The sequence below is a fragment of the Enterobacter cloacae complex sp. P47BA genome, assembly GCF_014930485.1.
Lineage (GTDB): Bacteria > Pseudomonadota > Gammaproteobacteria > Enterobacterales > Enterobacteriaceae > Enterobacter > Enterobacter bugandensis.
This window is the reverse complement of record NZ_JADBRF010000015.1, coordinates 40759-55613: the sequence shown is the minus strand read 5'-3', so window position 1 is coordinate 55613 and position 14855 is coordinate 40759. Positions and strand designations below refer to the sequence as shown.

Below are 14855 nucleotides of genomic sequence, written 5' to 3'. Positions count from 1 at the left end.
GCACAGCGCCCGGGCATAAATAATAAAGCTGTACTTATTTATTAGGGACAAGACATGGGAATAAAGATGCCTTACTGGTGGCTCTCGTGCTGCCTGATATCTGTACCCGCCATCGCGGCAAACCCGGCGGCAACCATCAATACCGGACAGCTCCGCGAAACGCAGGAACTCCCCTCACTGAATGGCCGCGTCGCCCCGGTGGCAGGCAAAGCCGCTCCCGGTTCACTACAGCTTGGCGAGGCCGTTAATCGCGCCGTCACCTGGCACCCGGCGATCGCTGAAGCCGTGGGCAAACTCTACGAACAGAATGAAGAGGTCGACGTCGCCAAATCGAAATACTATCCGCAAATCAACGCCGGCATGGACAACGGGTATTCCCACGACGGCGACCAGAACGGCTTTACGCCGTCGCTGGTGCTCTCTCTTTCACAGATGCTCTACGACTTCGGCAAAGTGGCAAGCCAGGTGCGGGCCGAAAACGCCGGGGTCGCCCAGCAGCAGGCCAACGTGCTGGTCAGCATCGACACCATCGCCCACGATACCGCTATCGCCATGGTGCAGGTGCAAACCTGGCAGCAGATGGTCGACACCGCCAAAGAGCAGCTTGACGCCCTCTCATCAATAGGCACCCTGACCCGCCAGCGTAACGACGAAGGGGCCACTTCCCTGTCTGACGTGGTGCAGACCGACGCGCGCATTGAAGGGGCGCGCGCCCAGCTGATGCAGTATCAGGCCAGCCTCGACAGCGCCCGCGCCACGCTGATGAGCTTTCTCGGCTGGAACAGCCTGAACGATATCAGCAATGACTTTCCGCAGAAGCTGGCCCGCAGCTGCGATATCGCTGAGCCGGACGATCGTCTGGTGCCTGCGGTCCTCGCCGCCTGGGCACAGGCGAACGTCGCTCAGGCTAACCTTGACTACGCCGACGCGCAGATGACGCCAACCGTCTCGCTGGAGCCGGAAGTTCGTCACTACCTGAACGATCGCTACGCGGGTAACGAAACGCGGGACCGCACCCAATATTCCGCCTGGGTGAAAGTCCAGATGCCGCTCTATCAGGGCGGCGGACTCACCGCCCGACGCAACGCCGCCGGTCACGCGGTGGAAGCGGCGCAGTCGACCATTCAGCGCACGCGCCTCGATGTCCGCCAGAAGCTGCTGGAGGCCCGCAGCCAGGTCATGAGCCTGCAAAGCACGCTGCAAATTCAGGGCCGCCAGGAGGCGCTCAGCGCCCGCACCCGCGAGCTTTACCAGCAGCAGTATCTCGATCTCGGCTCGCGCCCGCTGCTGGACGTGCTCAACGCCGAGCAGGAGGTCTATCAGGCGCGCTTTACCCAGCAGCAGACCCTCGGTCAGCTGCATCAGCTGCAGCTCAACTGCCTCTATAACACCGGGCAATTGCGTCATGCGTTCGATCTTGATAACCGCACCATCCAGACCGTGGAGATCCAGCCATGAAGCAACGCGACATCCCGCAGGGGGAAACGATGACGGATGAGGCGCTGGAGCAGTGGGCTCAGGCGTTTGGCTTTGTCGCCACGCGCTACCGCGTTGCCTGTTCGCCAGGCTCGCTCGTCGCGGGCGCGCCGTGGCTGAAAGGCAAACCGATGGTGCCCGCACTGACTCAGCTTGCCCGTGAAGCCGGGCTGACGTTCCAGCTGCTGACGGCCGATCAGCAGTCGATCAACAGCTGGCGTCTGCCGGTGGTGGTGGCGCTGAACGACGGAAAAATCGGCGTGATCGAGAATTTCGACGGAGAAGATACGCTCGAGGTCAGCTTTTTCGACGACAAGACATACACCAACCGCCTGTCGATGAGCGCAATGCTGCCCGCCATCCGCCACGTTATCGCCCTGCGTCCGCTGGCCGCGCTGAAAGACAGCCGCGTGGACGCCTACATCTCAAAGTACCGTCCGGACTGGCTCTACCGGCTGGTGATGCGCGACCTGCGTCCCTACAGCTGGGTGATGCTGGCGGCGCTGTTTATCAATGTGCTCTCCCTCTCCGGCATTGTCTTTTCCATGCAGGTGTATGACCGGGTGATCCCCGCCCAGTCCTACCCGACGCTCTACGTGCTGACCATCGGGGTGCTGATCGCCACCCTGTTTGGCTTTGTGCTGCGCGTCGCGCGCGGGCACATTATGGATCTGCTGGGCAAACGCTCGGATCTGCGCGTCTCGGATCGCGTGTTCGGCCACGCGTTACGGCTGCGCCACAGCGCCATTCCGCGCTCCACCGGCAGCTTTATCTCCCAGCTGCGCGAGCTGGAGCAGATCCGCGAGATGGTCACCTCTTCCACCATCTCGACGATTGTCGATCTGCCCTTCTTCTTCCTGTTTGTGGTGGTGCTGGCGATCATCGCCCCGCAGCTGGCGTGGATCGCCCCGGTGGCGGCAGTGATCATGGTGCTGCCGGGCCTGCTGTTGCAAAAGAAGCTGGCGGAGCTGGCGAAGCAGTCGGCGCATGAATCCACCCTGCGCAACGCGGTTCTGGTGGAGAGCGTGCAGGGGCTGGAGGACATCAAGCTGATGCAGGCGGAGAACCGCTTTTTGCAGCAGTGGAACAGCTATATCCAGATCACCGCGGAATCCGGCCTGCGCACCCGCGAGCTGACCCAGAACCTGATCAGCTGGGGGATGACCGTTCAGAGCCTGGTTTACGCCGCCGTGATCGTGGTTGGCGCGCCGATGGTGATTGACGGCACGCTGACCACCGGCTCGGTGGTAGCAGCCTCAATGCTGGCCTCGCGGATGATCGCCCCGATGGCGACGCTGTGCGGCGTACTCGCCCGCTGGCAGCAGGTGAAAGCCGCCAAAGAGGGGCTGGACAGTATTATGCAGCTTCCTACTGAAAATCAGCGTGAAGAGACGCCGATCCGCCAGGACGTGCTGCGCGGACACTATCTTTTCGAGCAGGCGCAGTTCCGCTATCAGCCGGAAGATCCGCGCATGGCGCTGCGCATTAACCGTCTGGAGATCAGGCCGGGCGAGAAAGTGGCGATCCTCGGGCGTAACGGCGCGGGCAAATCCACTCTCCTGCAGGCGATGGCGGGCGGCATGGATCTGGCGGCCGGCGAGTTGCGGCTCGACAACCTCAGCCTGCCGCATCTGGACGTGGCCGACGTGCGGCGAAACGTTGGCTTTATGACCCAGAACGCGCGGCTGTTTTACGGCACCCTGCGCGAGAACATCACCCTCGGCATGCCGCGCGCCACCGACGAAGAGATCTTCGAGGTGCTGGAGATGTGCGGCGCGGCCAGCTTTGTGCAGAAGCTGCCAAAGGGGCTGGACTACCCGATTATGGAGAACGGCGTGGGATTGTCCGGCGGGCAGCGGCAGTCGATTCTGCTGGCGCGGATGCTGCTGCGCGATCCGAATATCGTGCTGATGGACGAGCCGACCGCTTCCCTTGACGAGCACACCGAGCGGGAATTTATCCAGCGCCTGGGGGCGTGGCTCGGCAACCGGACGCTGGTTGTCGCCACCCACCGCGTGCCGGTGCTGGAGCTGGTGGAGCGCGTGGTCGTGCTGAAAGATGGGATGCTGGTCATGGACGCGCCAAAAGCGCAGGCGCTGAACAACAGCCGCATGCAGCAACAGCAGCAGGCAGCAACCGGACGGGAGTGGAAAAATGAAAATCAGTCAGCGTGACGTGGCCGCAATGGACGATCTGGATAATGCGCTCGACTCCGAAAGCGGCTATACCGGCGCGCGGCGGATTGTGATCTTCTCGCTGCTGATGTTTGTGGCGCTGGGCGTCTGGGCGTGGTTTGGGATGCTGGATGAAGTCTCAACGGGAACCGGAAAAGTGATCCCCAGCTCGCGCGAGCAGGTGCTGCAGTCGCTGGATGGGGGGATCCTCACCGAGCTGAACGTTCACGAGGGCGATCAGGTGCAGGCCGGACAGGTGCTGGCGCGGCTGGATCCAACGCGTTCCGAATCGAACGTCGGCGAAAGCGCGGCGCGCTACCGCGCGTCGCTTGCCTCCAGCGCCCGTCTGTACGCCGAGGTGAACGATCTACCGCTGAAGTTCCCGCCTTCGCTGGAGAAATGGACCGAACTGACCGCCGCCGAAACGCGGCTCTACAATTCGCGCCGCGCGCAGCTGGAGGACACGCAGCGTGAACTGCGTTCAGCGTTAGATCTCGCAAACAAAGAGCTGGCGATCACCCAGCGGCTGGTAAAAACCGGTGCCGCCAGCCACGTGGAAGTGCTCCGCCTGCAGCGACAGAAAAGCGACCTGGAGCTGAAGCTCACCGACGTGCGTTCCCAGTATTACGTTCAGGCGCGCGAGGCGCTATCCAAGGCCAACGCCGAGGTGGATATGGTCTCGGCGATCCTCAAAGGCCGCGAGGATTCCGTCACCCGCCTGACGGTAAAATCCCCGGTGCGCGGGATCGTGAAAAATATCAAAGTCACCACCATCGGCGGCGTGATCCCGCCCAACGGCGAACTGATGGAGATTGTGCCGGTGGACGATCATCTGCTGATTGAAACCCGCCTCTCGCCGCGCGATATCGCCTTTATCCACCCGAACCAGGAGGCGCTGGTGAAGATCACCGCCTACGATTACGCCATCTACGGCGGGCTGCACGGGGTGGTGGAGACCATATCCCCGGACACTATCCAGGACGAGGCCAAGCCGGAGGTGTTCTACTACCGCGTGTTTATCCGCACCAGCCAGGATTACCTGGTGAATAAGGCGGGCAGGCATTTCTCGATCGTGCCGGGGATGATTGCCACAGTGGACATCAAGACCGGAGAGAAAACGGTACTGGATTATCTGATCAAGCCGTTTAACCGGGCGAAGGAGGCGCTGAGGGAGCGATAGACTTCGCCGGGCAGCGGCTACGATCTTCCCCTTCACCCTCTCCCCAAAGGGGCGAGGGGATGATTCGCTGCTCGCATTAATTTGTGGGGATTCTTCAGCCCTGTGGGAGAGGGCATCATGCCGCACCCACACCACAATCCCCCTTTTCTGGAATCCGCATCGAAGAAACCGCTTTTAATGACGCCTTCCGCTTTCCTTCAGCCTGCATCAGGGTAACATAGCCGCCAATCGAAACGCACTTGCGCACTGTGCAAGAGTGCATTACTATCCACATAGCTTCATGGAGTGGAGCTCATAAGCGCTATGATTAATCATTTTCGTGATCAATGGCTTAAGGATTTTTTTCTGTACGGGAAATCAAGCAATGTGATCCCTTCAAGCCTTGAATCAGCCTTAGCGAGGAAGCTGGATATGATCAACGCTGCCACCTCGCACCGGGAGCTGAGATCCCCGCCAGGCAATATGTATGAATCGCTGAATCCCCCGCTTGCAGGGTACTCTGCGATTCGCGTTAACAGGCAATACAGGTTGGTATTCAGGTGGTCAGAGGGCAAAGCAGACGATCTCTACCTCTCTCCGCACAAGTACACGCCATACAAATGAGGCATTACCTATGACTCTTCAACAGGCTCTACGCAAACCCACCACGCCGGGCGATGTGTTGCAGTATGAATATCTTGAGCCGCTCAATCTGAAAATTAGCGATCTCGCGGAAATGCTTAACGTGCACCGTAACACCATCAGCGCTCTCGTTAATAATAATCGTAAACTGACGGCCGATATGGCAATCAGACTGGCCAAGGCATTCGATACCACCATTGAATTCTGGTTGAACCTGCAGCTAAACGTCGACGTCTGGGAAGCGCAAACCAATTCCCGGACTCAGGAGGAGCTGAGCCGTATAAAAACGATTGCAGAAATCATGGCAAAAAGGAAATCAGGCCAGCCGGATGTGGCCTGAATCAAACCGACTCTTCAGCGCCACCTTTAATCCCCCACTGCCCCGGCGTTTTACCGGTCCACATTCTGAAAACCTCAATAAATGCGCTGACGCTGCTGTAGCCGCAGGACAGCGCAATCCATCCCACCGGCTTCCCCGCCGCCAGCCACTCCATTGCCTGCATGACGCGCGCCAGCTGCCGCCAGTTGACGAAGTTCATTCCCGTCTGGGCGCTAAATCGACGGTTAAACGTACGCACGCTCATCCCGGCATGGCTGGCATGGCTCTTGACCGTTTGATTATCATCGACACACTGCAGCAAGTGGCTGACCACGTTCTTCAGACGCGGATCCGTCGGTACGGGCAGATAAAAGTGCACCTGAGGCGTCAGGGCAAGCTCATCCAGCAGCAGGGTGAGCTTTCGCGGATCGTACTCGTTTTCTGCAACGCTTAAGCGGGAAAACAGTGCATGAGTGAGATCGTCGGGCTCGAACAGCGCGGGGGCATCGGGAAGCATTGCACAGCACGCAGGGTCAAGATAGATAGCGCAGCCTTCTATCGCGCTTTCAGAAAAGGCGGCGTGCTGCTGGCCCGGCGGGATCCAGCCAATATGGTTTGCCGGTACAACCGAACGCCCCTGTTGGGTCTCAATCACCAGCAGCCCCGTTGCAATACGCCAGAGTTGTCCGGTGGGATGGCTGTGCCACGCGGTGCGGTAACCGCCGGGATGGCGGAGCGTCTCTGTACCGATCATCTTATCCTGGCCGAAAATCGTTATTCATCGACGTATTACAGAAACTACGCCGTCGACTGTCAAGGATAATGGTGGCTCAACTCACAAGGAGCCAACATGAGCATCATCACAACCGTGATAGCCCAGCCTGACAATACCCTACAGCGCGAAAAAATGGCGTGCCTGTTAAGCCGCTTGTTCAAAGGCGAATTAGATCCCGCAGAGGTATTCACGCCCGATTACCAGCAGTACACGGATGGTCACGCGCTTGATTTTCGGGGTTTTGTGCAGCACCTGAACCACGTCCGCTCGCAGATCCGCGCGATCGCATTCAGGGTAGAAGAGCTGGCCTGTCACGAGAATCTTTTAGCAGACCGGCACTGGGTTACGGTGACATATCCAGATGGTCGCCAGGCGGAATTAGAGGTGTATATGTTTGCCACACTGCGCGAGGGGAAAATCTGTCGTATCCATGAAGTGACGCAGACGATCGGCGGCGATGCTTCAGACCGCGCGCTCGCCCACGCCACGCAATAAGCTCACCCTGCGCGCACAACGGCAACTGCCGTTATGCGCGCTCTGCTACAGGGAGATTTTCAGGCGTCGAACCGCTTCTTTAAGCTGCTCATCCGTTGGGGTGACGAATGACATGCGCAGCGTTGTCGGGTCCGGTTCGTTGCAGTAGAAGAACTCGCCCGGTACAAACACCACGCCGTTGCTTAAGGTTTTTTCCAGCCATTTCGTCGTATTCATGCCGTTGTTCATTTTTGCCCACAGGAACATCCCGCCCTTCGGCTTGTGGAATGACATCACATCGCCCAGCTCGGCTTCCAGTTCCGTTGCAAACGTCTGGTATTTCTGGCGATAGGCCTCGCGGATCATTTTAATCTGGTTCGCCAGACGCCCGGTTTTCAGGTACTCGTAGGTCATCAGCTGGGACAGCGTGCTGGTATGCAGATCGGTGGTTTGCTTGAGGTTCACCACCGCGCGCTTCAGCCATTCCGGCACCAGCACCCAGCCCACGCGGGTTCCCGGCGCGAGGATTTTAGAGAAGGTGGAGGTGTAGACCACGTTCTCTTCATTGCCGATATCTTTCGCATGGGCAATCAGCGGGCGGAATACGTCGTCGGTGTAGTTAATTTCGCTGTACGGATCGTCTTCGATAATCACGAAATCATAGCGCTTTGATAATTCCACCAGCTGTTTACGGCGCGCTTCGGAAAGCGTTACGCCGCCAGGGTTACCAAAGGTTGGAACGATATAAACCGCCTTGATGGTTTTCTTTGCCACCAGGGCTTCAAGTTCATCGACCTTCATGCCGTCGCCGTCGGTGCCGACGGATTCAAAATTCGCCTGTGCCAGGCCAAAGACCTGCAGCGCGGCGAGATAGGTAGGACGTTCAACGACAACCGTATCGCCCGGATTAATTAACGCACGCGCCAGCACGTCCAGAGATTGTTGAGAGCCGGAAGTAATGACCACGTCATCGGCCTTACAGGCGATGCCGCGCCCCTCGCAGATGCGTTTAATTTCTTCGCGCAGCCCCGGTACGCCTTCCGTCAGGCCATACTGGAACGCCTCGCCAAAATTCTGTGACAACACAGCATCGGCGGCAATTTTAAGCCCTTCGCGATCGAACAGGTCCGGATTGGGAATACCACCGCCCAGCGAAATCACGCCCGCCATTTTGCTATGTTTTAATAATTCACGGATGGCAGATGATTGCAGGCCCTGCGCGCTGCTGGCGAGTTTGTTTGCAGACATTCTTTGATTACCTTCTTTTTTTATATTGTGCCCAATCTTAGCAGAATATGAGCAATAAATTCCGTTAGCTTAGGGAGGGGACGCAAATCCTGACGCCACAGTAAATGCACCGGCCTCGGCGCGGGCGTGAACGGCTTAAGCACACGCACCAGCCTGCCGCTTGCCAGCTCTTCCGCCACCAGCACTTCCGGTTGCAGCAGCAGCCCTGCCCCGGCTCGCGCCGCCATGCGTAAGCCGTAGCCGTCGTTGCATCTTAAGATCGCATCCCGCTTCCAGCGCACCTCCCCTTCCGCACCCGGCAGCCGCCACTCGTTGCGCGCGGTCCACACCGTGTGCGACAGGCACAGATGATCCACCAGATCGGCGGGCGTCTGCGGCGTGCCGTGTCGCGCCAGATAATCCGGTGCGGCGCAGATCACCATGTTGTAGGGACACAGATATTTCGCCACCAGATCGTCATTGCGGATATCGCCAATGCGAATGGCCAGATCGACCCCCTCTTCCACCAGATCGACCATCCGGTTGGTGAGATCCAGTTCGATACGCACTTCCGGGTAGCGCTGCAAAAATGTGGCCGTCAGAGGGGCGATCGCGCAGCCGCCAAACGACGTGGGGGCGGTGACGCGCAGGGTGCCGGCGGGCGCCGCGCGCAGCCGTTCAACCGCGCTTTCGGCAATCGAGACCTGCTCCAGCACGCGCCTGGCCTCTTCGAAATAAACGCGTCCGGCGTCGGTCAGGCTCTGGCGACGGGTATTGCGCTCCAGCAGCCGCGTGCCGAGCTGAGATTCGAGCAGCGCAATATATTTCCCGACCATCACCGCCGACATCTCCAGCCGCGCCGCCGCGCCGGTGAAGCTGCCGCTCTCTACCACCGCGATAAACGTCTCCATGCCGCGAAGCTTATCCATATTCCAAACCCCTGGTTAGTAATCATCTAACTTTAGCCCAGTTTATCTGACTTTTTATTTATTAAAGAATGAGGGCTCACAACATGAGGAGTCGGATATGAAAATCGTCATTATTGGTGCCAGCGGTACGGTCGGTCGTGCCGTAACCGAAGAGTTAAGCCGTCGTCACGAGGTCATCCGCGTGGGTCGCACGCGGGGCGACTACCAGGTGGATATCACCTCGCAGGCGAGCGTGCAGGCGCTGTTTGAGAAAATCGGCCCGGTGGATGCGATTGTCTCCGCCAGCGGTGGTCTCTACTTTGGCCCGCTCGCGACCATGAAGGACAGCGACTTCAACCAGGGCCTGCAGGACAAGCTGCTCGGGCAGGTGCGTCTGGCGCTGACCGGCCAGCATTATCTGAACGAAGGCGGCTCGATTACGCTGATAAGCGGGATTGTGGCGCACGAGCCGATTGCGCAGGGCGTGAATGCCACCACGGTCAATGCGGCGCTGGAAGGGTTTGTCCGCGCGGCAGCCTGCGAACTGCCGCGCGGGATCCGCATTAACCTGATTAGTCCAACGGTACTGACGGAATCCGCCGAAGCATATGACGGGTTCTTCCCTGGCTTTGAAAGCGTTCCCGCCGCGACCGTGGCCCAGGCCTACCGCCGCAGCGTGGAAGGGGTGCAGAGCGGGCGGGTGTATAAGGTAGGTTACTGAGCCTTACGGGCGGACATCAGCACCAGCATCGGGCGCTCCGCCTCTTCGGACAATGCAGGCCAGGCGTCAATCTGCGCCTGCGTTGGTCCCCACTCATTGACTTCACTTATCGTTAACCCGGCCTTTATCAGCGCGTTAAGCGTGGTGCCCAGCGTTCGGTGGTATTTAATCACTCCATCCGCCAGCCAGTTGCTGACGCGCTGGCTTTCGTCCTGATAATGGTTCACGCCCCAGAACCGCTCGCCGCTGTCGTCGGTCAGCCAGCCCTGACGGGTGGCGCAGGTGTAAATTGGGTGCTCCATCGAGAAGACCAGGCTGCCACCCGGTTTTAGCGCGCGCTGAACGTTGGCGAATAGCGTGTCCAGCTCCGGCAGGTAGTGTAGCGCCAGCGAGCTGTAGACCAGATCGAGACTGTTTTCGCGAAGCTGAAGAGATTCCAGATCGCTACGCTGATAGTGAATCTGCACGTCATCCGTCAGTTCAGCCGCGCGGGCAAGCATTTTTTCTGAGATATCGACGCCCGTAACGTCGCTAGCGCCCAGCGCGCGCGCCGCGCGGCAGAACCAGCCGTAGCCGCAGCCGAGATCGATAACCGCTTTGCCGGTTAAATCAGGCAGCATTGCTTTGAGCGCAGGCCACTCAGGCGCACCGTCCAGCCCGTGCACCGAACGCGGAAGCTGAGCGTAGCCTTCAAAAAACGCCGGGTTGTCGTAGATGTTTTGTGCCATGACGGACTCCTTTATCGCAACAGAGGCGAGGGTAAAGCACCCCTCGCCCGTTGGCAACGTATCCGTCTGATAAATCACAGCCTGCGCCGGATTTTCTCCACCATGGCTGTGGTTGAGATCCCGTAGCGGTCATGGAGGGTGGGCAACGCGCCCGCATCAAGGAACGCGTCCGGCAGCGCGACGGTATCGAAATCCACGTTCACGCGGTTGCGCATCAACAGCGACGCGACGGCTTCGCACAACCCGCCTACGCTGCTGTGGTTTTCCGCCACGATGACCAGCCGTCCCGGCTTCGCGGCCTGCGCCAGGATCGTCTCTTCGTCCAGCGGCTTAATGGTGGGCGAGTGCAGCACCGCCACGCTGACGTTATCCTTACGCAGTTGCTTCGCCGCCTCCAGCGCACGCATGGTCATCAGGCCTGAGGCGACGATCAGGACATCGCTCCCCTCTTCCAGCAGCGCAGCTTTGCCAATCTTAAACTGGTAGTTGTACTGGTCCAGCACCACCGGCACCTTGCCGCGCAGCAGGCGCATATAGACAGGGCCATCGTGCGCTGCCATCGCCGGCACCGCCTGTTCCGTGTCGATTGCGTCACAGGGATCGATAATCGTCATGCCCGGAATACCGCGCATAATCGCAATATCTTCCGTCGCCTGGTGGCTCGGCCCATAGCCGGTGGTGAGCCCCGGCAGCGCCGCGCAGATCTTCACGTTGAGACGCTCTTCAGCAATCACCTGATGGATAAAATCGTAGGCGCGGCGGGTGGCGAAGACGGCATAGGTGGTGGCGAAAGGAATAAAGCCCTCTTTCGCCATGCCACCCGCGGCCCCCATTAACAGCTGTTCGGCCATGCCCATCTGGAAGAAGCGTTCCGGGTAGGCCTGGGCAAAAATGTGTAGATCGGTGTACTTCGACAGATCCGCCGTCATGCCGACGATCTCCGGTCGCTGTTCCGCCAGCTTCACCAGCGCGTGACCGAACGGTGCGGCGCGCGTCTCCTGGCCCTCTTCCGCGATAGAGGCAATCATCGCCGACGTGGTTAAACGCGGTTTTTTCTCCGTGGTCTGGCTCATTACAGCACTCCTTCAGGTTTGTTGGCATCCAGCACGGCGAGTGCCTTTTGCCACTCGTCAGCATCCACGCGAATAAAATGGTTCTTGTCACGCTTTTCGAGGAACGGCACGCCCTTGCCCATCAGCGTGTCGCACAAAATGACGCGCGGCTGGTTTTCCGGGTAGCGTTTGGCGTTATCAAACGCCGTCACCAGCGCAGGAACATCGTTGCCGTTCACGCGCTGCACGTACCAGCCGAAGGAGGTCCATTTATCCTCCAGCGGCTCAAAGCCGAGGATCGCGTGCGAGTTGCCATCCGCCTGCTGGCGGTTAATGTCCACCAGCACGATCAGGTTCGACAGGCCGTGATGTGCCGCCGACATCGCCGCTTCCCAGGTTGACCCTTCGTCCAGCTCGCCGTCCGACATGGAGTTAACGACCCATGCCGCGCTCTGCTTGTGCTTCAGCCCCAGCGCCATGCCAACGCCAATGCTTAAGCCCTGCCCCAGCGAACCGCCGGAGATCTCCATACCTGGCGTGTAGGTTGCCATACCGGACATCGGCAGGCGGCTGTCGTCCGCGCCGTAGGTCTCCAGCTCCTCCTCGGGGATGATCCCCGCTTCAATGAGTGCCGCATAACAGGCAATGGCGTAATGACCATGGGAGAGCAGAAAACGGTCGCGCTCTTCCCACTCCGGCTCGCCCGGCTTTAGGTTCATTCCGTGGGTAAACGCGGTGGCCAGCACATCGGCATAGCCCAGCGCCTGCCCGATGTAGCCCTGCCCCTGCACTTCGCCCATGCGCAGCGCGTAGCGGCGAATGCGCCAGGCCGCGGCGGCAACCTGTTGAACTGTGGTATCCGTCATCGTCGTATCTCCTTAATGGATCAGCATCCCGCCGTTCACGTCGAGCGTGATACCGGTGGAGTAAGAAGAGAGATCGCTGCCGAGGAACAGCGCGGCGCGGGCAATATCCTGCGCGTCTCCGAGGCGGTTAAGTGGAATGCCCGCCAGAATGGACGTTTTCATCTCATCGCTCAGCTTGCCTGCGGTGATGTCCGTCTGGATAAGACCCGGCGTGATGCAGTTTACCCGCACGTTGTCGGGCCCCAGCTCACGCGCCATGGCTTTTGCCAGTCCCAGCACACCCGCTTTTGCAGCGCTGTAGTGTGGGCCGCCGAAGATGCCGCCGCCGCGCTGGGCCGATACCGATGAAATGCAGACGATGCTGCCCGACTTTTGCGCGCGCATAGTGGGAATAACCGCCTGGGACATTAGCAGCGTGCCGCGCAGGCTGACGTCAAGCACCGCATCGTAATTTTCGCGTTTGATATCCATCAGCTTGATCGGCTGAGTAATGCCGGCGTTATTCACCAGAATATCGATGCGCCCGTATTTCCCCAGCACCTGCTCAATGGCGGCATTAACCTGTAATTCATTGCTGACGTTCGCCGCAAGGCCCAGATGTTCGTCGCCCAGGCTCGCGGCGGCAGCCCGGCTGGCTTCAGCGTTTAAATCGATAATCACCACTTTCGCACCCTGTTCGGCATATAATTTCGCCGTAGCGAAACCCAAACCGCGTACGGAAGCCGCGCCGGTAATAACGGCGACTTTATTTTTCAGTAGCATATATTTACTCCATTCGGACAAGAGAGATTTAATGATTTATTTCGGCTCTTCCAGCAGCATAATCATAATTAAGCCAATGGCTGCGCAAATACCGAAATAAATAAACACGGAACTAAAACTACCTGTTTTATCCAGCAGATAACCTGCCAGCATCGGGGAAACAAATCCGCCGAGATTACCGCCGCTATTGATGATGGACGCGGCAATGGGATAGGTTTTACTGTCCGCAACAGCCATGCCATAAGCTGTAAAAGCGGGCCAGCCAATATTCAGACAGAGACCGACAAAAAATAGTCCGACGCAAACCGCCACGGTGCTTTGTGGAATATTCAGCATAATGACCATCATTAAAACGGTGCTGATGGCGGTAAACATCATGGTCGGTTTACGTCGGCGGCCGAGCAGTTTGTCTGAGACGTAGCCGCCAAAAATCGCACCGATAAATCCACCGATGCACGGCATGCTGGCGACCAGCCCCATGCTCATAAACGTAAAGCCTTTCTCTTTCACCAGATAGAGCGGGATCCACGTCAACAGTCCGTACAGCACGCTGACCATCATAAAATAGGCCAGGCAGTCGCCGAGAATATTCTTCGAGGTAAACAGCCCTTTCACCGTGCTTACCGGGGCTAACTCCCGCACGCGGATCAGCCGATCGAGGCGTGCAAAGCCCGGTGAAATCACGATGTTTTCACGTCTGGCGTCCGGCGTCTCCTGACCGGCGGTAATGGTCTCCAGCTCCGCTTTAGAGACGAATGCGCTCTCGGACGGCTTCGTGCGTACCAGCAGATACCACAGGACGGCAATGACCAATCCTGGGATCGCAAAGGAGAAGAAGACCCAGCGCCAGCCCCAGGTCATGGCGATCCACACGGCCAGCGGCGGCACGAGGATGGGCGCGAACATGGTGGCGGCGATGTAGACGCCCGTGGCCGTGGCCTTCTCCTTTGGCGGAAACCAGTTATTGATGGTGGAGGCCAGCCCGACCGGGCACGGCCCCTCTGTTAACCCCAGCCCCAGGCGGATACACTTCAGGCCCAGAACCGAGGTTGCGGTGCCCATCAGCCAGGTAAAGGCAGAGAAGCCGAATATCGACAGTGCCACCATGCCGCGAATTCCCTTTTTGGCAATAAAAAAGCCCGCAGGAATTTGGCTCAGGGCGTATCCCAAAAAAAACATGCTGGCGATGGCACCGGCTTCGAAATTATTGATATGAAATTCGTCAATGATAAACGGCAGTACCGCACCAATATTTGTTCGGTCAGCATAGTTAATGGCATAAACAATAAAAATTAATGCCAGCACAACGAAACGGTAATTGGTTTTTTTAGTCTTTATGTAGGGGACAGCTTGTTCTATACGAGACATAACTTACCTCATTATTCGAACACCGTGAGTCGTTTTATTATTGCGTTCAACGTCAATATATCGGCTCACCCATGAAACGCCATTCAATAAAGCTCATTTATTGCTGAGATAAATTTGATTCGCGATACAGCTCAAAAAAATAACATCGGGATAAAATTGCCCGCTCGCAGTCTCAATGTTATGTTTTTTATCAATTATCGTGTA

15 protein-coding genes are annotated in these 14855 nt (G+C 58.4%); 7 read left to right on the top strand and 8 right to left on the bottom strand.

The window, feature by feature from the left end; genetic code table 11:
* Positions 1–54: 54 nt before the first annotated feature.
* The 5 genes from IM299_RS15820 to IM299_RS15800 all read left to right on the top strand — a co-directional run bounded on the left by IM299_RS15820 (position 55) and on the right by IM299_RS15800 (position 5791).
* A complete protein-coding gene (locus IM299_RS15820) occupies positions 55–1458 on the top strand; it encodes a TolC family outer membrane protein (RefSeq protein WP_041908566.1) in 1404 nt (467 codons plus the stop codon).
* On the top strand, positions 1455–3650 hold the full coding sequence (locus IM299_RS15815; RefSeq protein WP_028014148.1) for a type I secretion system permease/ATPase: 2196 nt from the start codon (positions 1455–1457) through the stop codon (positions 3648–3650). Before IM299_RS15820 ends, IM299_RS15815 begins: the two co-directional genes overlap by 4 nt.
* A 10-nt stretch (positions 3651–3660) precedes the next feature.
* Entirely contained in the window at positions 3661–4830 is a 1170-nt protein-coding gene (locus IM299_RS15810) for an HlyD family efflux transporter periplasmic adaptor subunit (protein ID WP_088204896.1), read from the top strand.
* Between the two features lie 303 nt (positions 4831–5133).
* Entirely contained in the window at positions 5134–5433 is a 300-nt protein-coding gene (locus IM299_RS15805) for a type II toxin-antitoxin system RelE/ParE family toxin (RefSeq protein WP_048957972.1), read from the top strand.
* Between the two features lie 10 nt (positions 5434–5443).
* Positions 5444–5791, top strand: a complete 348-nt coding sequence (locus tag IM299_RS15800) for a HigA family addiction module antitoxin (protein WP_047367527.1) — start codon at positions 5444–5446, stop codon at positions 5789–5791.
* A 1-nt stretch (position 5792) separates the two neighbouring features.
* Here the strand turns inward: IM299_RS15800 and IM299_RS15795 are convergent, their stop codons facing one another.
* The gene (locus tag IM299_RS15795; RefSeq protein WP_193357792.1) at positions 5793–6524 is read right to left on the bottom strand and encodes a helix-turn-helix domain-containing protein; all 732 of its coding nucleotides are present in this window, start codon (positions 6522–6524) and stop codon (positions 5793–5795) included.
* Positions 6525–6620: 96 nt separating this feature from the next.
* Between IM299_RS15795 and IM299_RS15790 the strand changes: the two genes are divergently transcribed.
* Positions 6621–7040, top strand: a complete 420-nt coding sequence (locus IM299_RS15790; protein ID WP_193357791.1) for a nuclear transport factor 2 family protein — start codon at positions 6621–6623, stop codon at positions 7038–7040.
* Positions 7041–7085: 45 nt separating this feature from the next.
* Here the strand turns inward: IM299_RS15790 and IM299_RS15785 are convergent, their stop codons facing one another.
* On the bottom strand, positions 7086–8267 hold the full coding sequence (locus tag IM299_RS15785; protein WP_193357790.1) for a PLP-dependent aminotransferase family protein: 1182 nt from the start codon (positions 8265–8267) through the stop codon (positions 7086–7088).
* A 20-nt stretch (positions 8268–8287) separates the two neighbouring features.
* Positions 8288–9175 (bottom strand): LysR family transcriptional regulator, encoded by an 888-nt coding sequence (locus IM299_RS15780; protein WP_193357789.1) that lies wholly within the window; start codon positions 9173–9175, stop codon positions 8288–8290.
* 97 nt (positions 9176–9272) lie between these two features.
* Here IM299_RS15780 and IM299_RS15775 point away from each other — a divergent pair, with 97 nt between their 5' ends.
* Positions 9273–9875 carry a short chain dehydrogenase gene (locus IM299_RS15775; protein WP_028014155.1) on the top strand — a complete coding sequence of 201 codons (603 nt, stop codon included), beginning with the start codon at positions 9273–9275 and terminating at the stop codon, positions 9873–9875.
* Here the strand turns inward: IM299_RS15775 and IM299_RS15770 are convergent.
* The 5 genes from IM299_RS15770 to IM299_RS15750 form a co-directional block, all read right to left on the bottom strand.
* Entirely contained in the window at positions 9869–10603 is a 735-nt protein-coding gene (locus IM299_RS15770; protein ID WP_059353949.1) for a bifunctional 2-polyprenyl-6-hydroxyphenol methylase/3-demethylubiquinol 3-O-methyltransferase UbiG, read from the bottom strand. The two genes, IM299_RS15775 and IM299_RS15770, sit on opposite strands and share 7 nt — an antisense overlap.
* A gap of 74 nt (positions 10604–10677) precedes the next feature.
* On the bottom strand, positions 10678–11676 hold the full coding sequence (locus IM299_RS15765; RefSeq protein ID WP_193357788.1) for a transketolase family protein: 999 nt from the start codon (positions 11674–11676) through the stop codon (positions 10678–10680).
* Complete coding sequence (locus tag IM299_RS15760; RefSeq protein WP_193357787.1) at positions 11676–12521, bottom strand: transketolase; 846 nt, start codon at positions 12519–12521, stop codon at positions 11676–11678. Before IM299_RS15760 ends, IM299_RS15765 begins: the two co-directional genes overlap by 1 nt.
* Before the next feature lie 12 nt (positions 12522–12533).
* A complete protein-coding gene (locus tag IM299_RS15755) occupies positions 12534–13283 on the bottom strand; it encodes an SDR family NAD(P)-dependent oxidoreductase (protein ID WP_003862216.1) in 750 nt (249 codons plus the stop codon).
* Between the two features lie 36 nt (positions 13284–13319).
* Positions 13320–14651, bottom strand: coding sequence for an MFS transporter (locus IM299_RS15750; protein WP_193357786.1), 1332 nt, complete (start codon positions 14649–14651; stop codon positions 13320–13322).
* Between the last annotated feature and the right edge of the window lie 204 nt (positions 14652–14855).

Bases quoted from the DNA above. Each gene is read 5' to 3' on its own strand.
- IM299_RS15775 (WP_028014155.1), top strand. From the start codon at position 9,273: ATGAAAATCGTCATTATTGGTGCCAGCGGTACGGTCGGTCGTGCCGTA.
- IM299_RS15810 (WP_088204896.1), top strand. From the start codon at position 3,661: ATGGACGATCTGGATAATGCGCTCGACTCCGAAAGCGGCTATACCGGC.
- IM299_RS15750 (WP_193357786.1), bottom strand. From the start codon at position 14,651: ATGTCTCGTATAGAACAAGCTGTCCCCTACATAAAGACTAAAAAAACC.
- IM299_RS15805 (WP_048957972.1), top strand. From the start codon at position 5,134: ATGATTAATCATTTTCGTGATCAATGGCTTAAGGATTTTTTTCTGTAC.
- IM299_RS15780 (WP_193357789.1), bottom strand. From the start codon at position 9,175: ATGGATAAGCTTCGCGGCATGGAGACGTTTATCGCGGTGGTAGAGAGC.
- IM299_RS15770 (WP_059353949.1), bottom strand. From the start codon at position 10,603: ATGGCACAAAACATCTACGACAACCCGGCGTTTTTTGAAGGCTACGCT.
- IM299_RS15795 (WP_193357792.1), bottom strand. From the start codon at position 6,524: ATGATCGGTACAGAGACGCTCCGCCATCCCGGCGGTTACCGCACCGCG.
- IM299_RS15760 (WP_193357787.1), bottom strand. From the start codon at position 12,521: ATGACGGATACCACAGTTCAACAGGTTGCCGCCGCGGCCTGGCGCATT.
- IM299_RS15800 (WP_047367527.1), top strand. From the start codon at position 5,444: ATGACTCTTCAACAGGCTCTACGCAAACCCACCACGCCGGGCGATGTG.
- IM299_RS15755 (WP_003862216.1), bottom strand. From the start codon at position 13,283: ATGCTACTGAAAAATAAAGTCGCCGTTATTACCGGCGCGGCTTCCGTA.
- IM299_RS15820 (WP_041908566.1), top strand. From the start codon at position 55: ATGGGAATAAAGATGCCTTACTGGTGGCTCTCGTGCTGCCTGATATCT.
- IM299_RS15785 (WP_193357790.1), bottom strand. From the start codon at position 8,267: ATGTCTGCAAACAAACTCGCCAGCAGCGCGCAGGGCCTGCAATCATCT.
- IM299_RS15765 (WP_193357788.1), bottom strand. From the start codon at position 11,676: ATGAGCCAGACCACGGAGAAAAAACCGCGTTTAACCACGTCGGCGATG.
- IM299_RS15815 (WP_028014148.1), top strand. From the start codon at position 1,455: ATGAAGCAACGCGACATCCCGCAGGGGGAAACGATGACGGATGAGGCG.
- IM299_RS15790 (WP_193357791.1), top strand. From the start codon at position 6,621: ATGAGCATCATCACAACCGTGATAGCCCAGCCTGACAATACCCTACAG.